This is a genomic window from Corynebacterium sp. KPL2850 (genome assembly GCF_040225855.1).
Taxonomy (GTDB): Bacteria; Actinomycetota; Actinomycetes; order Mycobacteriales; family Mycobacteriaceae; genus Corynebacterium.
In genome coordinates this window covers 1-21,632 of sequence record NZ_JBEHFV010000008.1, presented here as the reverse complement: position 1 = coordinate 21,632, position 21,632 = coordinate 1, and the positions used below count along the sequence as shown (strand labels likewise).

Genomic DNA, 21,632 nt, shown 5'->3' with positions numbered 1-21,632 from the left:
ACTACACCGTGAGAACCAGCGTGCCCGTGACCTCGCCGCTGTCGAGGGCTTCGTGGGCTTGGGCGGCATCGGCAAGCGGGTACGTGCCATGCAGCGCGTGCTTCACGCGGCCATCTTCCAGCATGGGCCACACATTTTTGATGGTGCCGGCGACGATCTCCGCCTTATCGTCCAAGTCACGCGCGCGCAGCGTCGTGCCCTGAATGGTCAGGCGCTTCGGCAGCATGGGGGCCAAATTGATATCCGCCTTGGTGCCGCCCTGCATGCCGATGATGATGAGCTTGCCGTCCTTGGCCAGGCACTTCATGTTCTTTTCCAGGTACTTTGCGCCGATGATATCCAGGATGACATCGCAGCTGCCCTTGAGCTTATCGACGAAGTCCTGCTCCTTGTAGTTGATGAGAATATCCGCGCCAAGCTCGCGGCAGCGCTCTAGCTTTTCCTGCGATCCGGCGGTAACAGCCACCTCAGCGCCCAGCGCCTTTGCTACCTGGATGGCAAAGGTGCCGATGCCGCCGCCACCGCCGTGGATGAGCAGGCGCTGGCCCTCGTGCAGGCCCGCCTCGATGCCCAGGTTGGACCACACGGTGCAGCCGACCTCAACCACGGCCGCGGTTTCTTCCAGGCTAAATCCCTTGGGCAGCGGAAGCAGCTGACCCTGCGGGACCGCGACATATTCCGCATAGCCGCCGCCTGCAAGCAAACAGCCGACCTCGGTGCCGGCTTCCCAATCCGTATCGCCGGCATCCTCAATCACGCCGGCGGCCTCCAGCCCAATTATTTCCGATGCCCCTGGTGGCGGCGGGTACGCGCCCATCGTCTGCAGAATATCGCCGCGGTTGACGCCCGCCGCCTTTACCTTCACCAAGACCTCCCCGGATCGCAGCTCAGGAACGTCTACGTCCTGCAGCTCTAGCGACCGTGGGGTATCAGGATCGGTCTGGACGATTGCCTTCATCTGTGTAGCACTCATACCGCCAATCTAATGGAGGAGGTGTGGTGTGCGCCACGTCCATTTTCTCGTGGGGTAATGTGATTCGCGCGGGACCGTTTAGTAAGCTAACCAAGTTGCCTCTTCGGCACGATGGAGACGTGGCAGAGCGGCCGAATGCACCGGTCTTGAAAACCGGCGAGGTTTATTCCTCCGCGGGTTCAAATCCCGCCGTCTCCGCAGAGAGCATTTCCCCTAGTCCCAGCTGACTAGGGGTTTTGTCTTGTCTGTACGGCTCATCCTTTTCTAGGACGCCCTTTTCTAGGACGGGAAAATTGAAGAACCCTTTTCCTGCTACCCCACAATCATCTTTGAATCTAAAATTTATTGCGCGAAAGTTTTAATAAGAAAGAAAATGTAACGCAGGTTGTTTATGCCCTAGGACGATTGTTTTCTAACAAATCTATAAACTGTCTACTCGAAAGTTGCACATCACCGCACCTAACCACATACAATGATCAGTGCGCGCGGAAACGCGTATAGGAATTTTCCAACCTCGAAAGGAATTCTGAAATGATTCTTGATCTTGTATCCAACGTACAGGAAGCAGCACACTCCGCAGTCTCCACCGGCTGGGACGCTCTTGAGCAGGCAAGCCTGTTCTTCCGTCAGGTGCCTTACCTGGTTCCGGACGCTGTTAACGAGTTTAACCGCTCCATCCTCGGCTTCTAAGATTTAAGAAGCGAGAAAATAAATCCCCGAGGTCATTTGGTCTCGGGGTTTATTCATGCGCTGACCCATCCTGATTTCTAGCGATGATGGTAAACCTGATATGCATTAGAAATTTGTCTGGAATCAGAACGGAGCCCCCTACTTCCTTTCCAAAAGTGACCCACAACAAGATGATAGTTGGCTAGCTTCTGGTTCCCGCCAGGTTGCCGAATTCTCATTTTTACCTCCATTGGCGCGAATCCAGCCGCCCTAGCACTGTATGCTGCGCTTATGCCTAATTCTCTCACCTCTCCTTGCGCGATCCTGGCCGTGACTGCTGTCGCTTTTGTTTCCGGTTGCTCTAATTCCGATGAACCTAATAAGGCCGATAGCGAGCCGAATTTCACCGGATCTAGCGCGACCTCCGAGGTCAGCGAAGAATCCTCCAGTTCAAACACGGATGATGAAGGTGCTGGAGCCTCAGATTCCGCGAAGGAGCCGAGCACTGCGACAGTGACGGAAAAGGCCCAGAAATCTGCGACTTCAGGGGAAAATAAGATCATCCCAGTGGAAGACTTGTACTCCTTGTGGGTACCAGCGTTGTGTGAGCATGACGCCGGCACGTTGGTGGATGGGACTTTGCCCGAGCACTTAAAGACTGGATATCCCAATGCTGCCGCCGGGCTAAAGCTCAACAAGGATGGAACCCCTAAGGGTGCTTACGCCGATATCAACGGTGATGGCAAAGATGAAGCCGTTATTACCTATGTCTGCGATCAAGGCGGCGTGGCCTGGCCGGATAACTTGCTCATTTATGACAATGACCTGAATTACATTACCCAGGTAGAAGACTGGACCCGTAATGGCATGGAGCCAGCACGCAGGCATATTAATCAGCTGGAGTGGACCGACGATACCGTGACAGTAACGTGGCGTGCCTATGGGGAAGGCGAATCGGGTGCTGTGGCCACGCAGGAACTGACGGGAAACCTCACCTTAGATGGCGACAAAGCGAACCTAGAGATGACAGGGCACCGGAAGACCTCTTAGATCAGTGGGATTCTGCTGTGGCATTTCATACCGGGGGATGACGCGCCTAGTGCGGCGCAGACTTAATCTTGGAAATGTACAGGGCAAGTCAGGTATCGATGCGGTGCTGGCTTTGTCCCAGAGATAAAAATGCTCGACGAAAGGACGTCATGAATACCTCGGAACTTTATGTAGCAGCAGCGGAATCTACTAACTCTAATGACACGTGGTGGTTCCTTGGGTTCCTTCCCATTATTTTGCTCGTCGCGTTCTGGATTGCGGCGGTTATTTCTATTATCGCTTCTGGGTACACGATTGCGGCCAAGATACTCTTTATCGCCGCTACCTTCGCCCTTCCTTTCTTGGGGCCGCTGATCTGGTTCGTCTTTGTTCGCGGCAAGGAAGACAAATACGGAAGGCCATAGGCACCCCACACTGTTTGGCGAGGCTAGGACAAATCGTGCTGTTCCAACCACGCGTTAATGCCGCCGCGCAGTGAAACAACGTGCTCGTAGCCGCGGCCGCGCAATGCGTGGACGGCTTGCGCGGAGCGGATGCCGCTAGCGCAGTAGATAACAGCGGCATCGCCCTGGCCGATGTCCGGGTTTTCGCCGGCGAGGATGCGGTCGAGGGGCAGATGCGTTGAATCGGGGATGGTGGCGCGGGCGCGCTCGGCGTCGGTGCGGACATCGATAAGCGGGGCGTGCGCGGGGATCTCGCGGACCTCGGGGGCATCGGCTGGCTGAGTAGGCTGCGCGCCGGTAGGGCGGATGGGGATATACTCCCAGGTCCCAGATAGCGCCTCAAAGTAACCGAGCATGCCAATGAGCGGGGTGCCGACGCCGGTAATGATCTTCAAAGCCTCCAAGGCCATCGCAGAACCCACCGTGCCGACGATGGGGCCCAGAACGCCGGCTTGGGAGCACGAGGGAACCTCGCCTGGGGCAGGGGCGGTGGGGAAGACATCCTCGTACACAGGGCCCTTGCCGGACCAAAAGACGCTCATCTGCGCATCAAAGCCCAGGATAGAGGCCCAAATGTGTGGAATGCCCAGGCTATGGGCGGCCCACGAGCACAGGTAGCGGGCGTCGAAGTTATCCGTCCCATCGAGGATCACGTCGCAGCCGCGCAGCTGATCGAGGGCGGTTGCGGATTCCAGGCGGCCGTGGCAGATGAGCTCCACCTCAGGGTTGAGAGCCCGCACCGCTGCTGCGGCCGATTCGGTCTTTGCGGTGCCAATGGAGGCGGTGGTGTGAATGACCTGCCGGTGGAGGTTGGAGGGGGAGACGAGGTCGTCATCGAAAAGCGAGATGCGGCCCACCCCGGCTCCTGCCAGGTAGAGCAGCGCCGGTGAGCCAAGCCCGCCCGCGCCGATGACCGCGACGTGGGAGTCAGCCAATTTCTGCTGGCCCTTATCACCCCACAGGGCCTCCTGGCGGGCATAGCGTGTGCTCATTCGAGGCCCACCCAGTTGATGGAGCCATCGCCGTGGCTTTGTTCCTTCCAAATGGGCACCTCGGCCTTGACTCGATCGGCACAGGACTCCGCGGCGCGGAAGGCATCGCCGCGGTGGGCAGAGGCGGCGACGACGGTAAAGGCCAGATCGCCCACCTGTAGATCGCCGGTGCGGTGGGCCGACCACAAGCGCACGGGGTGCTGGCCTGCTACTTCATCGACAATCTCGCGCAGCTTTTCTGGGGCGCTAGGGTGTGCGGAGTAAGACAGCTGAGTGACATCGGGCCGGCCGCCATCGTGATCGCGCACGATGCCCTCGAACGTGACCACCGCGCCCATGGCTGAGGTGGTGACCTCTGCTTTGGCGGCGGCAAGGAGGGACTCGAGGGGCTGCTCGGTCAGCATGGCGCCGACAGTGAGCCCAGTCTGCGCGGCGACATAAGAAGGATCAGTGCTCATGTTTTCCTTCTAACATATCGACGATGTGGACGATTAAATCCTCTAGCACGGCGCAACCATCTTTGACCCCGCCGGTAGAACCGGGCAGGGTCATGGCAAAGGTGGTGTCATTGACGCCTGCGACCGCGCGCGATGCCACTGCGGTGGGGATAGTCTCCAAGCCTTTATTCCAAAAGGCCATGGCGATGCCGGGAAGCTCCCGCGTGAGATGGGGCTGTACGGCATCGACGGTGAGATCGTCTGGAGTCAGGCCGGTCCCGCCGGAGGTGAGGATGACCGAAGGCTTTTCGGCGAAGGCCTGGTTCACCGCTGCGGCGATATCGGCATCAGGAACCACGCGGGCATTGGGGCAGTCGAAGCCCTTGCGGCGCAAGAAATCTACCGCGATGGGGCCCGAACGATCCTCGTAGACCCCGGCGGCGGCGCGGGTGGAGGCGACTAAAACAATGGCGGTGCGAGCAGAACTCATAGGGGATAGACCTTTACTTCTTCTCCTGCATTGAGGCTCTTACCGGCAGGAATGCGGATGAGGTGGGTGGCATTGGCGGCTTGGGCCAGCAGGTGAGAGCTAGCACCGCCAGTAACGTGGGCTTGCGCATCGGCGTACCCGCGGCGGAATTGATCCTTGTGGGGCAGCCCCTCGATGGCGTGCGCGATTGGTACGCGATATGCCGCGGGTGCCCAGCCCAGGGTGGGGGCGACAAAGAGGCGGAAGCTCACCATGGTGGAAATCGGATTGCCGGGCAAGCAGATGACCGGGGTGCCATGGAAACTGGCGATGCCCTGCGGCCCGCCGGGCTGCTGATCCACGTGGCCAAACCAGCCGGTGAGCACCTGCCGGATGACCTCGTATTTGCCCGCAGAAATACCGCCGGAGGTGACGATGGCATCGGGGCGGTGGAGCTTAGTGGCCTCCTCCAGCGCGCGGGTGAGCACCTCCGGATCATCATCGGTGGTGACATAACCGGCGACCTCAATGCCGGCGCGGTGGGCCATAGCAGAGATGAGCGGTGCATTGGCATCGGGAATAGCAGCTATACCCGTACCAATTTCCGCGCCGCCGGTGCACACGAGGATGCGGGCGGGGCGGTAAACGGTGACCTCCTCGATGCCCTGGGAGGCCAGCGCGGCCAAGCGCACCGGGGTGAGCTTATCGCCCTTGGCGGCCAGGAGAGCGCCCTGCTCGAGGTCCGTGCCCGTCCCGCGGATGAATTGGCCATTTTCAGTGGCCGGAACTGTAATGGTCTCGCCCGGCTGGAGGAACTCCTGCGGCTGGCACTTTTCAATCGGCACGATGGCTGCCGTGCCCTCCGGAACCTTGGCTCCGGTCATGATGGGGCTGGCGGCGCGCAAAGGGCCATCCAGCAGCTCGGCGGGATCCGCGCCTGCGGCGATGGTGGGGCCCACCTCATACGCACCGGCTTCGGTAGCAGGCAGCGCGTAGCCATCCATTTGGGAATTGCTAAAGCGCGGCGAGGGGAAGGTGGTATAGACATCGGAGGCAAGGACCATCTCCTGTGCCTGGCCCAAGGACCGGGATATGACTTCGCGCGGGCCGAGGGCAGCCGCGACCTCGTGCGCGTGGGTTTCGGGAGTGCGCATGGCGTCAAGTTTACCCGCGAGTTCGACACGTTCGAAGCCTGCGGGCATAGTAGGAAGCATGTTGACCGTTCACTATTTCGCCGCCGCTCGTGCCGCGGCTGGCGTAGCTTCGGAGCAGGTAAAAGCGCCCACCACCTTAGGCCAGCTCATAGAGCAGCTGGGCAAGGACCACACCGGCACTACGGAGGCCGGTATGAGCATGAAAGAGGTGCTGGGGCGCTGCAACTTTCTTATCGATGGCGCCGGCAACACTCAGGCGGACTCGCCGCTCATGGGCGTGACCCGCGTTGACGTGCTGCCGCCCTTCGCCGGGGGATAACCCGTTCCTTTAGACCGGCTCGCGCAGCGGGCTGGTAAAGAAATTGACCAAGCTGCTGACTAAGGACAAGACGATGGCGCCGAAGATTGCAGAGCCCCAGGAATTGACCACAAGGTGGCCAATTCCTAAGTCAAAGGTATTGAGCGTCCACTCCACGATCAGCAGGGCGGCGCCGTTGATGACGAGCGCGAATAGCCCTAGGGTAAGGCAGGTCAGCGGGGCGCCGATAAAACGCAGCACGGGCATGACCACCGCATTAATGATGATGAAAACAATGGCCACAGCAATGAAATTGCCCAGCTTATCCGGGGTGATATAAATCCCGGGGATAATGCCCACTACGACCCAGAGCGCAATCGCGATGGCGACTACATTGAGGGCAAAATTGGTCAACGAACGCATTTAGCCTCCTACGGTATCGTTCCACGCCTGCAGCAGGGCGTTAGTTTCTTCCTCGGTTGTAATAGTAATGCGTATGCCTTCGCTAAAGGCGCGAACGAGCACGCCGCGTGTGGCTAGGCGTGCGGCTAATTCCTGCGGCGTTCCTAGCCTTTCAATATTCGCCGCCGGCAGCCATACGTGGTTGGCTTCCGAGTGGGGAACGCCCCATTCTGCCAGTTCCTTTTCCACCCGTTGGCGCTGGTCACAGGTCTCTTCGGTGCGCTCGCGCAGCGAATCCTGCGCTGCTAGCGCGGCGCGGGCACCGGCCTGGGCCACGGCGTTGATGGAAAACGGAATCGCTACCTTATTCAGCGCCGCGATGACGTATTCTGGACCATAGGCATAGCCCACGCGCACGCCGGCCAAACCATAGGCCTTGGAGAAGGTCCGTAGGAAAACCACATTGGGATAGGAACCAAAAAGCTCGGTGCCCAGCGGGGTATCGGCATTCCGGTTGTATTCGATATAGGCCTCATCGAGGGCAACGAGGACATCGCTTGGCACCGCGTCCATAAATTCGGCGAACTCCGCCTTAGTCACGGTGGTGCCGGAAGGATTATTCGGATTACAGACGAAAATTAGGCGCGTATCCGCGGTAATCTTCTCCGCCATCGCGGCCAAATCCACGCGCTGGTCCGCATCGAGCGGAACCGGAATGGGGCGTGCACCCACCACCTGGGCAAAGATGGGATAAGCCTCGAAGGAACGCCACGGGAAGATCACTTCCTCACCGGGCGTGGTGGTGATCTGTACCAATTGCTGGCACAGCGCGGAAGAACCCGTGCCCACCGCAACCTGGTCAAAGCTCACGCCTAAGTGCTCGGCCAGATCCTCACGCAACTCGGTGGCCGCGATATCCGGATAGCGATTGGCCTCGGCAGCGGCGCGGGCCATAGCCTCGGCTGCCTCAGGCAGCGGTGGTTGCGTTGCCTCATTAGAAGACAACTTGAGGGCATCATCGTGGCGCGCGCCGGGCACGTAGCCGGGGATGGCGCGTAAGTCGGAGCGAATCATGGCTACCACTCTAGGTCGTCTCTCCTGCGCGCGTGGAAGAAAACCGGGGACAAAACCAGGGGGTTAGTTTGGCCGTGGAGCATGCGGCAGGTATTGTCTTTTACGGTTCTTTCTGAACTTGGAGATGTGCCAGAGCGGCCGAATGGGGCTCCCTGCTAAGGAGTTGACCCTTCTGGGGTCCGGAGGTTCGAATCCTCTCATCTCCGCCACACAAATCCCGGGCGAATGCGCTCGGGATTTCGTCGTATTCTCGGCTTAAACGACAGGCCTAAACGGCGGGTTAGACGACAAAATGTGGTGGCCACCAAGCAAAATCCAGGCCCTTATTCTGCACGCGGGATACGAGTATTCTCCGCGGGCACTTTTGGAACTCAAGGAGGTTTCTTCAAAAAAGGAGAAACTCCAAATGAGGTGAATTTTTATCGTGAATAATGGAGCTATGGATAAAGCGCAGAAGATAAAAAACGGAGTTTTGCTCGCTTTAGCAGTTGCCTATTTAGTGGTACTTGTTTTGTGGCTGACCGATGTAATAGGCATCGGCTTAGTGACCATCTTCATTGTTGTTCTGACTGCTGCTTCTGTGGGAGTGCGTATGGGGGCGGAGTATGCAGGGCATCAGTCGAAATAAGTAGTACACCGCACCCCGTTGGCCCCAGGGGGTGACTGTTACGTCATCGCTGGTTCACGATTCTGCCCTGGCTCAGGTGGCGGGGTGTAGGCGTGGCGCCCTTTGTCGATGCGCGGGCTTGACCACTTTAAAGCGCCGGAAAAACCTCGTTGCGCAGGAGATCGGCCAGCTCGCACTGCGGGTCGGCGGGATCGATCCAGGCGGTTTCGGCGATTTCGGCTGCGGCGTGGGCGATGACGGGGCGCGGGTAGGTAAAGATATGCCCGCGGACGGTCTGGCCCGGTTCGTTGGCGGCGGGTGCAGTGAAGGTGCCGAGCTCGGTAAGTTCAGGTAGGCGTACCTGCACGCCGATTTCTTCTTCCACCTCGCGCGCAGCGGCCTGGACAGGGCTTTCGCCTTCTTCTAGTTTGCCGCCAGGCAGCTGGAACTTTGTGGATGAGGCCTTGCGTACGCCAAGCACGTGGCCAAAGGAATTGCGGAAAACGATGGCTGCGACTTCAATCATGGCCCCGATCATAACGAGGCGGCCGGGGCCGGCGGGTAGGGGCGCGGGCTTATCGCGCCAAGAATGTGCATTGAATATAAGGTAGGAAGACATGAGCGATTCGAGGTTTCCCCGCTCGGTATTTGGGGTAGGAAGCGATCCTGATCCGCGCTTTACGCTGGCGAATGAGCGCACCTTCCTCGCTTGGATTCGCACCTCGCTCGCGCTGATTGCCGGGGGAGTGGCCTTGGAAGCTTTCGATGTGCCGCTGCCGGCGACGCTGCGCGCGGTGGTCTCCGCATTCATGCTGGTGGTGGCGATTGTGCTGCCGGTAGTCGCGTGGGTGCAATGGAAGCGGGCCGAGCGCGCCTTGCGGCAACAGCGCCCGTTGCCCTTTAGCATCGCCATCCCGGTGCTGGTAGGCACCATCGTCGTTATCGCGGCTGTGTTGCTGGTAGGCGAGTTGCTTGCCTAGCCCGCAGCCACCTGGGGAGCTCTTTGACCCCGGCTTGCAGCCCGAGCGCACCCGCCTATCGTGGCAGCGCACCATCCTCGCGCTGGCGGTGATACTCCTGGGGGTCATGCGGGTGGTCAGCGTCAGCGTGTTTCTCCCGTTGCTGGGGCTCGCGGCGGGAGTGCTGGTGCTAATAGTGGCGGTGCGGAAGCGGGCATCGCTTGTCGATGCCTCCCTACGCACCCACCGCCACCTCCCCGGCGCCGCCGTCCTGGCCGGTGGTGCGGGGCTAGTCTCCCTGCTCGCGGCCTTTGCCTTGTGGGGTGTTTTTGCCTAAGGGGCAAAATTTTCCGCCGCAGCACTGTGTGCTGGTGGGGGATACGCGTAATCTATGTGAGGCTATATCAATTACGGTGGCCACCGGCGCCGCGGTATGAGAGGCGAGAAGGGCAAGGTGACGGCGATGGCGGATACTACTGAGCAGGCCAGCGATACGGTCGAGGCATGGTTGAAGCAGGATTCTGCCATTGACCCACAAAAGGCGCCCCGCCTGCAGGCACTACTTGATGAGGTGCCGCTGCAGGAGCTCATCGCCATCGTCGAGCGGCAAAATGCCATCCGGGCCGCGCTGGCCCTGCGCTTGTTGCCGCGGCGTAAATCCATCGTCGTATTTGATGCCCTAGACGCCAAGCACCAGGCCGATATCATCGATGAGCTAGGCAATGCTGATGTTTATGAGTTTTTCGATGAACTCGAGCCGGAAGACCGCGTGGCCCTTTTGGATGAGTTGCCGGCAGAAATCGCGGACCGGCTGTTGCGCTCGCTTACCAAATCGAAGCGGGATGTCACCGGGGTTGTCCTGGGCTATACCAAGGGCTCTGTGGGCCGCCGCATGTCGCCCGAGGTCCCCGGCATCCATCCTGAAATGAGCGTGGAGGAAGCGCTGCGGACCCTGCGCGCGAAGGCCGATGAGCTGGAAACCATCTATGCGGTTCCCATTACCCGCGCGGACCGCCGCTTGGTGGGCGTGGTGACGCTGCGGGAGATTTTTACCGCGGAGGAGGGCACCACGATTGGGGACATCATGCAAAGCCCCATCTATGCCAATGCCAATGATGATGCGGAAGAAACCGCCAGGTGGTTCCTGCCGCTCGATATTTTGGCATTGCCCATCGTGGATGATTCGGACCGCCTGGTAGGGCTTTTGACCTGGGATGATGCCATTGACATCGTTGAGGCAGAGGATAGCGAGGACTCCGCGCGCGCCGGTGGTACCGAGGCCCTGCAACAGCCGTACCTGTCCACGCCGCTATTGAAACTGGTGAAGTCCCGCATCGTGTGGCTGCTGGTGCTGGCGGTGTCCGCGCTGTTGACCGTGCGGGTCCTGGACGCCTTTGAGGACACCTTGGCGCAGGCCGTGGTGCTATCCCTGTTTATCCCGCTGCTGACCGGTACCGGCGGCAATACGGGAAACCAGGCGGCAACGACGGTTACCCGTGCGCTGGCGCTTGGCGATGTCCGCGGGCGCGACCTCCTCGCCGTCCTCTGGCGCGAGCTCCGCGTGGGCATGCTGCTTGGTGCAGTATTGGGCTTGGCGGGACTAGGCCTGGCAACGGTGGTCTACGGCGTGGATATTGGCTTAGTCATTGGCTCGACGTTGTTTTTAATCTGTTCCATCTCCGCCACGGTGGGCGGGCTGATGCCCATTGTTGCAAAGACCATTGGTGCGGACCCTGCCGTATTTTCCAATCCGTTTATCTCCACGTTCTGCGATGCCACGGGTCTGATTATTTATTTCCTCATCGCCAAGTCGGTGCTGGGTCTGTAAACGTCCCTGGCACGCGGGGCCCGTCGCTCCGGGTGGGGGGTAGCGAACCGGTGGGGAAAATTTCACATTGTGAGTAGCGGCGGTGTGTGAATTTTAAAAGCGGTGGGGGTGAATTCCGTAAAGTTTGTGGTTTCTGGTGCAAATGTTTTGTAGGGTCTTAGCATGCTCTGCACGGACTGAATGATGTTCGGGATGCACCAAGGATCCGGCTCGATTGCTGGTAATTGACAGAGCTTTCACACCCCCGCCCTGCTAAAAGTCTCTCTAGCGAAGGAGTTCGCGGCATGACCACCCCGCATACTCACGAATCTACCGCCCAATCAGAGGGCGCTGAGGATCCCGGTGCCCCACGCAATGAATGGCGCCGCCAGTTCATTGGCCTTTTCATCGGCCTAGCCCTGGCCATCCTCGTATTTTTCATCTTCCCCTCGAATGCCATCGAAACTGTCCAGCAGTCCACCGGCGTGGATGAGGAAGCCGATTACACGCTAAGCGCCATCCGTACCGTTGCGGCGGTGACCATCCTCATGGGCGTGTGGTGGATGACTGAAGCCATCCCGCTAGCGGCCACCGCGCTGATTCCGTTGGTCATCTTCCCGCTCGCTAGCGTGGGAACCATTAAGGAAGTCGGCGCACCGTATGCCTCTGCCACCATTTTCTTGTTCATGGGTGGCTTCCTTATCGCGCTCTCGCTGCAGCGCTGGAACCTGCACCGTCGCCTTGCGCTTTATGTGGTAAAGCTCATCGGCACCTCGCCGCGCCGCCTCATTTTGGGCTTCATGCTGGCCACCGGCTTTTTGTCCATGTGGGTATCGAATACCGCAACGGCCGTCGTCATGCTGCCGATCGGTACGTCCGTGCTGGCGCTTACCGCAGAGACCGTTGGCGGTTGGGACAAGCAGAAGAAATTCGCCACCGCCCTCATGCTGGGTATCGCCTACTCCGCCTCCATCGGTTCGTTGGGTACGCTCATCGGTACCCCGCCGAATGCCTTCTTGAATGCGTATATGGCCGATACCTGGGGAGTTACCCTCGGCTTTGGTCGCTGGATGGCGGTCGGCGTGCCGCTGGCGCTTGTCTTCCTGCTCATCGCATGGGTGCTGTTGATTACCATCTTCAAGCCGGAAATGACCGAAATCCCCGGCGGCCGTGAGCTCATCAACGACGAAATCAAGGCCCTGGGCCCGTGGACCCGCCCGCAGATCATGACCGGCATCATCTTCGTCCTGGCCGCCCTGGCCTGGGTATCCCTGCCCATCGTCCTTAGCGATTTTGATAACTATGACGATGCCATCGTCGGCATCGCCGCAGGTATCCTCCTGTTCATCCTGCCGGCTGATTCGGAACGCCGCATCCGCCTGCTGGATTGGAAGACGGCCAACGAAATGCCGTGGGACGTCCTCCTCCTCTTCGGCGGTGGTCTCTCCCTGTCCTCGGTATTCAACTCTTCCGGTTTGTCCCTGTGGATTGGTGAGATGGCCAAGGGGCTCAGCTCCCTGCCAATCGTGCTCATCGTCGCAGCCGTGGCCGCCTTGGTCCTCTTCCTGACGGAGATCACCTCCAATACCGCCACCGCGGCGACCTTCATCCCCATCATGGGCGGCGTCGCCGTGGGCGTGGGCCTGACCGCCGAAGGCGATATGAACGTCCTGCTGCTCACCATCCCGGTCGCCTTGGCCGCAACCTGTGCCTTCATGCTGCCGGTGGCAACCCCGCCGAACGCCATTGCTTATGGTTCCGGTTACGTCAAGATTGGCGAGATGATCAAGGGTGGCGTTGGCCTCAACGTCATCGGTATCTTCCTCATCACCCTTACCGTCTTCCTGCTGGCGGTGCCTATCTTCGGGTTGACGGTCTAGGCGTTAAGACCCAAATAGCCATCCTTTAATGAAAAACGTTACCATTAAAGGATGGCTACACCTGTTACCGTGCTGTCCGGATTTTTAGGCAGCGGAAAAACCACGCTACTTAACCACCTGCTCGCGAACCGGGAGGGGCGCAAGCTGGCGGTCATTGTCAACGACTTTTCTGAGGTCAATATCGATGCCGCTCTAGTCGCCGGCGAAGGCCACCTCGAGCGCGGCGAGGATCGCTTCGTGGAACTGTCGAATGGCTGCATTTGCTGCACCCTGCGCGAAGACCTCATCGAGTCCGTGGGCAAGCTGGCGCGCTCCGGCCGCTTTGATCAGATTGTCATCGAATCCACCGGCATTTCCGAGCCCATGCCCGTGGCTGCCACCTTTGAGTGGGAATTTGCCGATGGCACCACGCTTGCCGATGCCGCCCCCATCGACACCATGGTCTCCCTCGTCGATGCCTCTACCTTCTTAAACCAATTGCGTCGCGGCCGCAGCCTCGTCTCCGAGAACATCGAGGCTACGCCCCAAGATGACCGCACCATTTCCGATCTCTTAGTGGACCAAGTCGAATTCGCCGACCTTATCCTCATTACCAAGACCGATCTTGTCGATGCTGCCGAAACCGAGCGCGTCATCGCCGCAGTCCGCGCCATGAATCCCCGGGCTCGCGTGGTTCCGGTAACCCACGGGGTGATCGAGCCAGGGCTGGTTCTCGATGCGCATTTGTTCAATACCGCAACCGCAGCCGCCTATCACGGCTACGCCGAGGAGCTTGCGAACCCACACACTCCAGAAACCGAGGAATACGGCATCTCCTCAGTCGTCTTTCGCGCCGATCGCCCGTTTAATCGCGAGCGCCTCATCGCCGCCCTCCGGGCAAGCACGGGCCTCGTGCGGTCCAAGGGATATTGCTGGATCGATACCGACCTGCGCGTGGCCCACGCCTGGCAGCAGGCCGGGCCAAACCTGCAGATTATGCCCGCCTCTTTGTGGGCCGCCAATGGCGTAACCCCCGGCACGGAGCTCGTGCTCATCGGTGTCGACTTCGATCACGAATCCACCCTGCAGGCCTTTCAAGACGCCCTGCTTTCCGATGCCGAAGCCTCCGCCCTCGTATAGTCACCCGCCCTCCACACCGAGCTAAAGCGTGAACGGCGGGTGAACAATACTCCTCTGGCTATCCCGCCGAACACGGCTCTGTACAGGCGATTTGTTAGTTTCCAGGTCCGTGGGTATAGTAAATCCTCGTTGCACAGCAGAGCATACGCACTGCTTCACAACGGACTGCGCCCGTAGCTCAACGGATAGAGCATCTGACTACGGATCAGAAGGTTGGGGGTTCGAATCCCTCCGGGCGCACAAAATTTCGAATCTCGAGACATCGTTCCCAAGGCGGTGCCTCGAGATTTTTTATTTCCAGGTTTATTTTCGGGGGTGGGCGAGGCGTGTAGCCTAAGCGGCAAAAGGCCCGAGCTTCGATGTGTCCATTATCCGAGCTTAGACCTGAACTGCTAATAACGTAATGTGCGCCAGAACCTAGATAATGACAATCATTACCACGAAAGTCAATTTATGTTACTTTAAGTAAGTCATCGCGTACAGAAAGGGTAGTTGTGGACAAAACTTTATATACTGCCGCTTCTCTTCTGTCTTCTCTGCTGCTACTTCCTGCCTTGTCCCGGAATGGCTCAAGCGGAAACAGTATAGGGGTACAAGAAGGGTCCAAAACTGTCTTTGGTGGGAACTGCCAAAACAGGGACGAAAACGGGATCCATGTGACGCGCAAGGTAAAACTCACAATGATTGCCCCTTCGGTCATGCGCACGATGACGGATTTCAAAATTTTGACGTTAAGGGAAATGCCGAATGCGCACGTCTATTTGTAATGGGAGAATATAAAGGAGAACAGTGTCACGTAATTCATCCTTAGAGGTTCTGCTAAAGATTACGATTTGTGTATCACTGTTGCTCTGTCTCGGTTATGCTATCGGCGGGTTGAATGCGATATATGTTGCTAAGACCTTGGCTGAGACGGATTCCACCTCATCGTCAGATATCTTCCGCAGGTTAGAAAACGGCTTATTTTATTTTAGGGTTGCCGGAGTTTTTGCGGTTATTTTCTTTGCGGGAACTTACGCAGTCTGGCGCAGGGCCAATTACCTCCGTAAGGGAGAGCAATCCGGTTAGTGGCTTTTCGGCTCGGTTGTTTATTGGGGCCCGGTTTTCGCGGTCTTTATCTTCCAAACCTCAAGCTCCTCTCCCAGTAGGTTGCGTCCGGTAGCGTGGTGTCTCCACTTTCTGGGGGTCAGGCCCTACCACGGGTTACAGATACTCCACACTAATGGATGGAACCTCGGTTGATTTAGGAGGGAGAAACGAAGGGTGGCTCAACTTCGTGTTCATTTGCCAGACAGTTTGAGCGCTTTTCATAGGTACCAGGAAGCATCCTGACAGAAAAGAAACTATCAGAATAAAGGTATGGAGGGGGCAATCGATTATTTATAGCAAAATAGCAGGTAGGTGCGGGTTTCTGGGGTGAATTAATTGCGCGTAGTTGGCAGTGATGCGCGCTGCGGCGGGCCCTCCGGAGTGTGTTGCGGCCGGGAAATTGGCTGCGATCGTGTGCGGTTCGCGGGAAGTGGGGTCGTGGGATTGACTAGGCCAATAATGGCATTTATAAGGTACAGGACATGTAAAGTGTTGATACAGCAACCTCCCAGGCTTTCGTTGTAGAAAAAGGGAGTCGTTATAAACATGGGCCGTAGTAGAGACCGCTGCGTCCCATCACATCGTGAAGGAGAGTGCTAGGTGAGTACATCATCGCGCATCGTCGGGCTGGATTTGGCTCGTTCATTTGCCATTATCGGCATGATTATTTTGCACATGGCCTCGTTGGTATGGAGCACCAAGGTCATATTGTCGGGCCTTCCGGCCGCCCTATTTGCCATTGTCGCCGGCGTGACGATGATGCTCATTGGCAAGAACTATTCCGTACAGACGCTGCTGCGCCTGATTTCCCGTGGCGCCATCATTACGCTTATCGGACTGGCACTGCTTCCGGTCGGCGGGCAGATTCAGGTCGTGCTAGTTGCCATGGGTATCACCATGATGGTGGTCTCCTGGGTACCGCCGCTGAACGTGTGGTGGAAGCTGGCCCTGTTCTTCGTCGCCGCCATCGCCTCAACCGTGCACTACGCGCCGTTTACCCTGCCGCAGGTCTATCCGCTGCTGGCCTGGATCGCGTATTTCATCGCCGGCATGCTGCTCTTTGAGGTCTACATCCGCCCAGGTAGCTTCCGCACGACGCTGCAATGGATTGTTACCGCGGTCAGCGCGGTGATTGCCGCGGTTGGCACCTACTTCCGCTTCGAGCCGGATATTCCCGGCTGGCTGCGCTTTACCGGTCACACCGGTGTCGCGGGCGAAATCCTGCTCGCCGTTGCAGTGGCTGCCGTAGTGCTGCACCTGTGCCTGCTCATCGGCAGCGCGGTACCCAAGCTCGTCTACCCCTTGGCCGCAATGGGCACGATGTCCCTGACCGTTTATGTCTTGCACGTGCTCTCCGCTTATTACTGGCAAAGCCACATCTCACTGCACAACACCGCGTGGGCGTGGGCATTTATTGGCCTATTCCTCGTGCTCGCCACCATCTGGCGGAAATTCCTGGGCCAAGGTCCCCTCGAAAAGGCTGTCTCCACCGCCGTTAAACTCGCCGTTCCTGCTGGAAAGAAGGACTAACATGTCGCGTAAAATTGCTACCGCTTTGACCACCGCCGGCATCATCGGGATGTTGGCGGCCCCCGCCAGCGCCCTTGAGCACGGCGAACCCGCCCCCGATAACGCCGAGTCCCAGACCGTCGCCGCGCTCAAGATGGGCCGGATAGGCAACTTCGGCGACTGCACCGGCACGCTGGTGGATAAGCAGTGGGTGCTTACCGCCCGCCACTGCCTGCAGTCCGTCAATAATGAAGGCACCCAGGCCCGCCTGGGAGGCAAGGTCTATGACGCGGATTCGTGGGCGCTGTCCCCGCTTTCCGATGCCGGACTCCTCCACCTCACCGAGCCCGTCACCGATATCGAGCCGGCCAAGATCTCCACCGATATTCCAGAGACCGGCGACCTTGGCACCCTGTACGGCTGGAGCAGCAGCTCCTCCATGGCGCGCAAGGGGCAGCTGCCGATGGCAGAGATGAAGGTCTCCGAAATCCTGGGCGGCGGCCCAGGCGATGACGCCGCACAGAAGCCAGGCGCCGACAAGGAGGCCCCGGAAGGCTACGAGTCCGTGCCCGCTGAGGAAGCCATGCCCGGCCTCAAGATGCCGGGCGGCTCCAAGCCGGATGCAGACATGAAGGTCCCTGAAGGCTACGAATCCGTGCCAGCCGAAGAGGCCATGCCCGGCCTCAAGATGCCGGGATCTGGTTCGGGATCGGATAAGCCCAAGGTGGTCTCGCCCGGTGCCACCAAGCCGGGCGCTGAGCAGCCGCAGATTGTTAAGCCTGACGGCAACGGTGGGGAAGTAATGCAGCCTGGCCAAGGCGGCATGGCCCCGATGATCAGCAGCCCGATCCTCGATGTCCACTCCACCGGTAATGCCGGCATGCAGGGCGGCGATTCCGGCGGACCGTTCTTCGTGGGCGGAAAGCTTGCGGGCCTAGCTACCGCGGGTACGTCCAATGCGGACCCGGATTTGCCCTCCCCAAGCGCGGCTATCACCACGCTCGCCGGCACCAAGGACTGGGTAGACGGCGTGATTAGCGGCAAGGATAAGGACGCCATCTTGACCGCGGAGACCACGCCTACCCCGCAGGCAACGCCGCAGACCAGCGGTGACCGCCCGTGGATCTACTTCACGGTAGCGGCCATTGGCCTTATCGGTGCCGCGGCGGCTGCGCGCACCTTCGCTACCGGTGCTGGCAACGGTGCCGCCCGCACGTCGCGCCGTTAAAAAATCTCGATGCGCCCGCCCAAGGATTCGGTCTGGCGCAGCTGCGCCACCCACTTCGGGCCGCCGGGGTGCAGGCGCAGCACCGGGCGGGAAGAAATCTTGACCGGGGAGACCGATTCCTTGCGCGCGCCCGACCTGGCCTCGATGCGGGTGCGGGCGCGGTAGCCGGCATCGGCAAGCTCGGCGATGGAAGGCTCGGGGGCGGCGAGCTTCTCCCGGGCATCGTGAAGCAGCTCCAGCGCCTCATCCAAGGCCTCCACCAGAGCCGGGGCATTAGTCTCGCACATCTGCCGCACGAGATCCGGGCGAGTGCCTGCCACCCGGGTCGCATCCTTGAAGGAACCGGCAGACAGGGACTGCGCCAAGATGCCGCCATTATCGCCCACCGTGGCGAGGGTCTCCGCAAAGATATGCGGCAGGTGGGAAATGCGAGCGACCGCCGCATCGTGGTTGGCCACGCGGATGGGCACGGCCTCTGCATGCACCATCTGGGTCATGCGCACGACGTCCGTAAAAGTCTCAATCCATTTCTTGGGAATCTTTTCCCCGCGCGCCTCATACTCGGCGGCGTAATCGTAGGTAATGCCCCACGCTGCGCGGCGGAAAAGCCCCGTTTGGGAGTGATCCCACCCAGATTTCGAGGTACCCGCCATGGGGTGCCCGCCCACGTAGCGATCCTCCATGCCGCGGTCACAGACCTGCTGGCGCACGGGAGTCTTTACGGAGACCACGTCCGTAATGCCGCAGCTAGGGGCGTGTTCCTGAATGGCATCCAAGACGCTGCCCACCGCGGTCATGGGAACGGCGATCACAATGAGCGCCTCTTCAATCTCGGCGCGGTTAAGCACCGCCGGCAAGTCATCATTGACGTCAAAGCCCTGCTTGACTGCGGTGCGGGCGGCGGACGTCGAGTGGTTGTATCCGAATACGTCGTGGTTATAGCCGGCGAGATCGCGCAGCAGGGAACCGCCGATGAGGCCGAGGCCGATAATGCAGATGGGGCGTTGAACATCTTGAGAACTCACGGTGACAATTGTGGCACAACACGACTAATCTCACGAGGTATGAGCAACGAAAATTACTCTTTCGCGGTTACCGTCGCCCGCAACGAGGGACAATGGGTCGTGCGCAGCTTCGATGATGACTTTGAGGATCCGCAAACCTCCATCACCGCAGTGCGCTCCCTGCGCTCCGAAGGCGCAGCTTTCGCCCTTCTCTGCGTCGAAGACGCCTACTTCATTGCCGTGCGGCCCGTGCCCGGTGGGGTGAAAATGCTAATTTCAGACGCCACCTACGGCGTTGACGATGACTTTGCCGCGGACTTCATGGAGCTCAATGACTACGAGATTCCAGACGTGGACCCGGAAGAGGCTGACCCCTACGGTGAGGGCGATTTCGATATCTTCGCTGACCTGGGCCTATCCGAGGACCAGGTGGGCTACATCATCGACGATGAGGACGATTGGCCCTCCGACATGCTCCTGCGCATCGCCGGCGACCTGGGCTTTGGGGATGAGCTAGAAGACGTCATTGATAACGCCTAAGCCCCTGCAGCGCGCGCAGGAACGGATGCGGCGCGCCCTCGCGGTGGCGCGCCAGACCCCCGCCGGGGATGTGCCGGTTGGGGCGGTGCTTTATGATGCCGCCGGCCGCGAGCTCGCCACCGGCGTCAACCGCCGCGAGCAATTGCGCGATCCCACCGCCCACGCCGAGGTCGAGGCGATCCGCCAGGCGGTGCGCATCCATGGCGATGGCTGGCGCTTGACCGGCTGCGAGCTCGTGGTCACCTTGGAGCCCTGCGCCATGTGTGCCGGCGCCCTGCAATCCGCCCGGGTGAGCTCGCTGGTTTTTGGCGCCTTTGAGCCGAAGACGGGTGCGTGCGGCTCGCTTATCGATGTCCTGCGTGCCCCCACCGCACCCTTTACCCCTCAGGTCCGCGGTGGCGTTTTGGAAAAGGACTGCGTGGCGTTGCTAGAAAAATTCTTCGCCACACTCCGCGAAAAGTGAGTATAGTGGCTGGCACACTGTAAGCGACTCATTTAAGGAGAGAGAAAATGGGCGATTTGGAAAACAAGAAGGACGACCTCGCAGGCAAGGCAAAGGAAGCTTTCGGCGAGGCAACCGGTAACGAAGACGTAGCCAACGAGGGCAAGGCCGACCAGGTCGCTTCCGAGGCTAAGGACAAGCTGTCCGATGCTGCTGACAGCATCAAGGACAAGGCCAACGACATCATCGGTGGCCTGAAGAAGGACTAATTTTATAGTCCTTTCATAGCGAAATCGCTGCGCTGGCTTAGTGCTGGCGCGGCGATTTTGTTGCATCGGGGGTCCTCCCGTAATCTGGAACGCGGTGGCGTGTCCGAGCGGCCGAAGGTGATCGCCTCGAAAGCGATTGTTGGGTAACCCCCAACCGCGGGTTCAAATCCCGCCGCCACCGCGCAACGCCCCGACCTGTTAATACAGGTCGGGGCCTATTTTTGTTTTCTCCGGTGGCTTGGATTCTAGGGGGTCGTTGCAACGATGATGGTTATTTTGGTGTGATACTACCGGTTTGTGTCAGGGCGTTGGTCATGACTTCGGCTGGGGTGCGCCAGTTGAGTGCTTTGCGTGGTTTGTGGTTGTGAATGTTGGCGATCATCTCCAGGTCCTCGGCGCTGTAGATGGACAGGTCGCTGTTTTTGGGAAGGTTTCTCCTGAGCTTACCGTTGGTGTTTTCGTTGCTGCCGCGTTCCCACGGTGATCCTGGATGGCAGAAGTAGATGGGAATGTCAGTGGCCATGGTAAAGGCTTTATGGCCTGCCATTTCGCTTCCTTGGTCCCAGGTAATTGATGACCAGAGTGCTTTATCGATTCCAGCGACAGCCTTGTGCAGGGCTGTGAATACTTCTTTGCTGGTGTGCCTGCCTGGCAGGTGGCCAAGAACAACAAATCGGCTGACGCGTTCTACTAATGTGATTACCGCGGATTGGTTATTTTTACCAAGGATGAGGTCGCCTTCCCAGTGGCCTGGCAAAATACGTTCAGTAACCTCTTCTGGCCGGTCGTCGATGAGGATCATGTCATCAACGAAGCGTTGCTGGGCCGGTGTGGTGGTGCGTGTGTGGCGTTTCTTGCGTTTCTTTCTGCCGGTAGGCAAGTCCAGGCCAAGGTCTTTGAGTCGTCCTTTGGACTGTAGATAAAAGGCGTCATAAATCGTTTCGTGACTAATGCGCATGTCCTTATCTGTGGGGTAGTCGATGGGCAGGCGATTGGAAATCTCCTCCGGTGACCATTGTGCCCGCAATTGTGCGCATACATAGTCCCATAGCCTTTTGTTGGCTAGCAGTTTCGGTATTTTCGGCCGCAGTCTACGCGCACAAGCCTTTAACTGGGCGGTTTCTGCACGATACGGGCCTTCAGGAGCGTGTCAAGTTGTTTGTGTGTGGGGCTAGGTTTATAGGTATTTGTCGAAGCGGGCGGGAAAGGCTACGGCCA

The 21,632-nt window shown here is 59.2% G+C and carries 24 protein-coding genes, 4 tRNA genes and 1 pseudogene; 19 read left to right on the top strand and 10 right to left on the bottom strand.

Annotation, left to right across the window (positions count from 1 at the left end; genetic code table 11):
• Window position 1: 1 nt before the first annotated feature.
• Window positions 2–958 (bottom strand): NAD(P)H-quinone oxidoreductase, encoded by a 957-nt coding sequence (locus ABRP93_RS04130; protein WP_239269707.1) that lies wholly within the window; start codon window positions 956–958, stop codon window positions 2–4.
• A 128-nt stretch (window positions 959–1,086) separates the two neighbouring features.
• Here ABRP93_RS04130 and ABRP93_RS04125 point away from each other — a divergent pair.
• From ABRP93_RS04125 to ABRP93_RS04110, 4 genes are all read left to right on the top strand, one after another.
• Window positions 1,087–1,171 (top strand) — tRNA-Ser (locus ABRP93_RS04125).
• A 333-nt stretch (window positions 1,172–1,504) separates the two neighbouring features.
• Complete coding sequence (locus ABRP93_RS04120) at window positions 1,505–1,663, top strand: hypothetical protein (RefSeq protein WP_023024906.1); 159 nt, start codon at window positions 1,505–1,507, stop codon at window positions 1,661–1,663.
• Window positions 1,664–1,972: 309 nt separating this feature from the next.
• Window positions 1,973–2,692, top strand: a complete 720-nt coding sequence (locus ABRP93_RS04115) for a hypothetical protein (protein ID WP_349887003.1) — start codon at window positions 1,973–1,975, stop codon at window positions 2,690–2,692.
• A gap of 149 nt (window positions 2,693–2,841) precedes the next feature.
• Window positions 2,842–3,096 carry a hypothetical protein gene (locus tag ABRP93_RS04110; RefSeq protein WP_023024910.1) on the top strand — a complete coding sequence of 85 codons (255 nt, stop codon included), beginning with the start codon at window positions 2,842–2,844 and terminating at the stop codon, window positions 3,094–3,096.
• Window positions 3,097–3,119: 23 nt separating this feature from the next.
• On the opposite strand, the gene ABRP93_RS04105 is transcribed toward ABRP93_RS04110, so the two are convergent.
• The 4 genes from ABRP93_RS04105 to ABRP93_RS04090 are packed head-to-tail and all read right to left on the bottom strand — an operon-like array spanning window position 3,120 to window position 6,187.
• Entirely contained in the window at window positions 3,120–4,127 is a 1,008-nt protein-coding gene (locus ABRP93_RS04105) for a ThiF family adenylyltransferase (protein WP_349887002.1), read from the bottom strand.
• A complete protein-coding gene (locus ABRP93_RS04100) occupies window positions 4,124–4,585 on the bottom strand; it encodes a molybdenum cofactor biosynthesis protein MoaE (protein ID WP_349887001.1) in 462 nt (153 codons plus the stop codon). The genes ABRP93_RS04105 and ABRP93_RS04100 overlap by 4 nt, the downstream gene beginning before the upstream one ends.
• Window positions 4,575–5,054: a MogA/MoaB family molybdenum cofactor biosynthesis protein gene (locus tag ABRP93_RS04095; RefSeq protein ID WP_349887000.1), complete on the bottom strand. Its 480-nt coding sequence runs from the start codon at window positions 5,052–5,054 to the stop codon at window positions 4,575–4,577. Before ABRP93_RS04095 ends, ABRP93_RS04100 begins: the two co-directional genes overlap by 11 nt.
• Window positions 5,051–6,187, bottom strand: coding sequence for a molybdopterin molybdotransferase MoeA (locus ABRP93_RS04090; RefSeq protein ID WP_349886999.1), 1,137 nt, complete (start codon window positions 6,185–6,187; stop codon window positions 5,051–5,053). The genes ABRP93_RS04095 and ABRP93_RS04090 overlap by 4 nt, the downstream gene beginning before the upstream one ends.
• Before the next feature lie 58 nt (window positions 6,188–6,245).
• On the opposite strand from ABRP93_RS04090, the gene ABRP93_RS04085 reads away from it, so the two are divergent.
• Window positions 6,246–6,506, top strand: a complete 261-nt coding sequence (locus tag ABRP93_RS04085; protein WP_023016533.1) for a MoaD/ThiS family protein — start codon at window positions 6,246–6,248, stop codon at window positions 6,504–6,506.
• Window positions 6,507–6,515: 9 nt separating this feature from the next.
• On the opposite strand, the gene ABRP93_RS04080 is transcribed toward ABRP93_RS04085, so the two are convergent.
• Both ABRP93_RS04080 and hisC read right to left on the bottom strand, forming a co-directional pair.
• Entirely contained in the window at window positions 6,516–6,908 is a 393-nt protein-coding gene (locus ABRP93_RS04080; protein ID WP_239269640.1) for a phage holin family protein, read from the bottom strand.
• Window positions 6,909–7,961: a histidinol-phosphate transaminase gene (gene hisC / locus ABRP93_RS04075; protein ID WP_349886998.1), complete on the bottom strand. Its 1,053-nt coding sequence runs from the start codon at window positions 7,959–7,961 to the stop codon at window positions 6,909–6,911.
• Between the two features lie 120 nt (window positions 7,962–8,081).
• On the opposite strand from hisC, the gene ABRP93_RS04070 reads away from it, so the two are divergent.
• Window positions 8,082–8,170 (top strand) — tRNA-Ser (locus tag ABRP93_RS04070).
• A 230-nt stretch (window positions 8,171–8,400) separates the two neighbouring features.
• Window positions 8,401–8,589: a hypothetical protein gene (locus ABRP93_RS04065; protein ID WP_349886997.1), complete on the top strand. Its 189-nt coding sequence runs from the start codon at window positions 8,401–8,403 to the stop codon at window positions 8,587–8,589.
• A 127-nt stretch (window positions 8,590–8,716) separates the two neighbouring features.
• Here the strand turns inward: ABRP93_RS04065 and ABRP93_RS04060 are convergent, their stop codons facing one another.
• Window positions 8,717–9,094: an NUDIX hydrolase gene (locus ABRP93_RS04060; RefSeq protein ID WP_034659491.1), complete on the bottom strand. Its 378-nt coding sequence runs from the start codon at window positions 9,092–9,094 to the stop codon at window positions 8,717–8,719.
• Between the two features lie 91 nt (window positions 9,095–9,185).
• On the opposite strand from ABRP93_RS04060, the gene ABRP93_RS04055 reads away from it, so the two are divergent.
• From ABRP93_RS04055 to ABRP93_RS04020, 8 genes are all read left to right on the top strand, one after another.
• A complete protein-coding gene (locus ABRP93_RS04055) occupies window positions 9,186–9,548 on the top strand; it encodes a YidH family protein (protein ID WP_005276372.1) in 363 nt (120 codons plus the stop codon).
• Window positions 9,541–9,864 carry a DUF202 domain-containing protein gene (locus tag ABRP93_RS04050; RefSeq protein ID WP_349886995.1) on the top strand — a complete coding sequence of 108 codons (324 nt, stop codon included), beginning with the start codon at window positions 9,541–9,543 and terminating at the stop codon, window positions 9,862–9,864. Before ABRP93_RS04055 ends, ABRP93_RS04050 begins: the two co-directional genes overlap by 8 nt.
• A gap of 126 nt (window positions 9,865–9,990) precedes the next feature.
• Window positions 9,991–11,355, top strand: coding sequence for a magnesium transporter (gene mgtE / locus ABRP93_RS04045; RefSeq protein ID WP_034657872.1), 1,365 nt, complete (start codon window positions 9,991–9,993; stop codon window positions 11,353–11,355).
• A gap of 284 nt (window positions 11,356–11,639) precedes the next feature.
• Window positions 11,640–13,214: an SLC13 family permease gene (locus ABRP93_RS04040; RefSeq protein WP_349868702.1), complete on the top strand. Its 1,575-nt coding sequence runs from the start codon at window positions 11,640–11,642 to the stop codon at window positions 13,212–13,214.
• 51 nt (window positions 13,215–13,265) lie between these two features.
• The gene (locus ABRP93_RS04035; protein ID WP_349886994.1) at window positions 13,266–14,333 is read left to right on the top strand and encodes a GTP-binding protein; all 1,068 of its coding nucleotides are present in this window, start codon (window positions 13,266–13,268) and stop codon (window positions 14,331–14,333) included.
• A gap of 167 nt (window positions 14,334–14,500) precedes the next feature.
• A tRNA-Arg gene (locus ABRP93_RS04030) sits at window positions 14,501–14,573 on the top strand.
• A 1,449-nt stretch (window positions 14,574–16,022) separates the two neighbouring features.
• A complete protein-coding gene (locus ABRP93_RS04025) occupies window positions 16,023–16,952 on the top strand; it encodes a DUF418 domain-containing protein (RefSeq protein WP_349886992.1) in 930 nt (309 codons plus the stop codon).
• Window position 16,953: 1 nt separating this feature from the next.
• Entirely contained in the window at window positions 16,954–18,159 is a 1,206-nt protein-coding gene (locus ABRP93_RS04020) for a trypsin-like serine protease (RefSeq protein WP_349886991.1), read from the top strand.
• On the opposite strand, the gene ABRP93_RS04015 is transcribed toward ABRP93_RS04020, so the two are convergent.
• Window positions 18,156–19,184, bottom strand: a complete 1,029-nt coding sequence (locus ABRP93_RS04015; protein ID WP_023024957.1) for a prephenate dehydrogenase — start codon at window positions 19,182–19,184, stop codon at window positions 18,156–18,158. The genes ABRP93_RS04020 and ABRP93_RS04015 overlap by 4 nt on opposite strands.
• A gap of 39 nt (window positions 19,185–19,223) precedes the next feature.
• On the opposite strand from ABRP93_RS04015, the gene ABRP93_RS04010 reads away from it, so the two are divergent.
• From ABRP93_RS04010 to ABRP93_RS03995, 4 genes are all read left to right on the top strand, one after another.
• The gene (locus ABRP93_RS04010; protein WP_023024959.1) at window positions 19,224–19,703 is read left to right on the top strand and encodes a tRNA adenosine deaminase-associated protein; all 480 of its coding nucleotides are present in this window, start codon (window positions 19,224–19,226) and stop codon (window positions 19,701–19,703) included.
• On the top strand, window positions 19,690–20,166 hold the full coding sequence (locus tag ABRP93_RS04005; protein WP_255342566.1) for a nucleoside deaminase: 477 nt from the start codon (window positions 19,690–19,692) through the stop codon (window positions 20,164–20,166). Before ABRP93_RS04010 ends, ABRP93_RS04005 begins: the two co-directional genes overlap by 14 nt.
• Before the next feature lie 47 nt (window positions 20,167–20,213).
• Complete coding sequence (locus ABRP93_RS04000; protein WP_005276418.1) at window positions 20,214–20,414, top strand: CsbD family protein; 201 nt, start codon at window positions 20,214–20,216, stop codon at window positions 20,412–20,414.
• A 93-nt stretch (window positions 20,415–20,507) separates the two neighbouring features.
• Window positions 20,508–20,595 (top strand) — tRNA-Ser (locus tag ABRP93_RS03995).
• Between the two features lie 90 nt (window positions 20,596–20,685).
• On the opposite strand, the pseudogene ABRP93_RS03990 reads toward ABRP93_RS03995, so the two are convergent.
• A pseudogene (locus ABRP93_RS03990) lies at window positions 20,686–21,537 on the bottom strand (IS30 family transposase); the annotation flags it as partial.
• Window positions 21,538–21,632 lie beyond the last annotated feature (95 nt).

Excerpts from the sequence above, each read along its gene's own strand:
- ABRP93_RS04065 (WP_349886997.1), top strand. The coding sequence starts at position 8,401 with ATGGATAAAGCGCAGAAGATAAAAAACGGAGTTTTGCTCGCTTTAGCA.
- ABRP93_RS04010 (WP_023024959.1), top strand. The coding sequence starts at position 19,224 with ATGAGCAACGAAAATTACTCTTTCGCGGTTACCGTCGCCCGCAACGAG.
- ABRP93_RS04000 (WP_005276418.1), top strand. The coding sequence starts at position 20,214 with ATGGGCGATTTGGAAAACAAGAAGGACGACCTCGCAGGCAAGGCAAAG.
- ABRP93_RS04055 (WP_005276372.1), top strand. The coding sequence starts at position 9,186 with ATGAGCGATTCGAGGTTTCCCCGCTCGGTATTTGGGGTAGGAAGCGAT.
- ABRP93_RS04100 (WP_349887001.1), bottom strand. The coding sequence starts at position 4,585 with ATGAGCACTGATCCTTCTTATGTCGCCGCGCAGACTGGGCTCACTGTC.
- hisC (WP_349886998.1), bottom strand. The coding sequence starts at position 7,961 with ATGATTCGCTCCGACTTACGCGCCATCCCCGGCTACGTGCCCGGCGCG.
- ABRP93_RS04110 (WP_023024910.1), top strand. The coding sequence starts at position 2,842 with ATGAATACCTCGGAACTTTATGTAGCAGCAGCGGAATCTACTAACTCT.
- ABRP93_RS04120 (WP_023024906.1), top strand. The coding sequence starts at position 1,505 with ATGATTCTTGATCTTGTATCCAACGTACAGGAAGCAGCACACTCCGCA.
- mgtE (WP_034657872.1), top strand. The coding sequence starts at position 9,991 with ATGGCGGATACTACTGAGCAGGCCAGCGATACGGTCGAGGCATGGTTG.
- ABRP93_RS04060 (WP_034659491.1), bottom strand. The coding sequence starts at position 9,094 with ATGATTGAAGTCGCAGCCATCGTTTTCCGCAATTCCTTTGGCCACGTG.
- ABRP93_RS04090 (WP_349886999.1), bottom strand. The coding sequence starts at position 6,187 with ATGCGCACTCCCGAAACCCACGCGCACGAGGTCGCGGCTGCCCTCGGC.
- ABRP93_RS04085 (WP_023016533.1), top strand. The coding sequence starts at position 6,246 with ATGTTGACCGTTCACTATTTCGCCGCCGCTCGTGCCGCGGCTGGCGTA.
- ABRP93_RS04130 (WP_239269707.1), bottom strand. The coding sequence starts at position 958 with ATGAAGGCAATCGTCCAGACCGATCCTGATACCCCACGGTCGCTAGAG.
- ABRP93_RS04080 (WP_239269640.1), bottom strand. The coding sequence starts at position 6,908 with ATGCGTTCGTTGACCAATTTTGCCCTCAATGTAGTCGCCATCGCGATT.
- ABRP93_RS04020 (WP_349886991.1), top strand. The coding sequence starts at position 16,954 with ATGTCGCGTAAAATTGCTACCGCTTTGACCACCGCCGGCATCATCGGG.
- ABRP93_RS04095 (WP_349887000.1), bottom strand. The coding sequence starts at position 5,054 with ATGAGTTCTGCTCGCACCGCCATTGTTTTAGTCGCCTCCACCCGCGCC.
- ABRP93_RS04040 (WP_349868702.1), top strand. The coding sequence starts at position 11,640 with ATGACCACCCCGCATACTCACGAATCTACCGCCCAATCAGAGGGCGCT.
- ABRP93_RS04105 (WP_349887002.1), bottom strand. The coding sequence starts at position 4,127 with ATGAGCACACGCTATGCCCGCCAGGAGGCCCTGTGGGGTGATAAGGGC.
- ABRP93_RS04035 (WP_349886994.1), top strand. The coding sequence starts at position 13,266 with ATGGCTACACCTGTTACCGTGCTGTCCGGATTTTTAGGCAGCGGAAAA.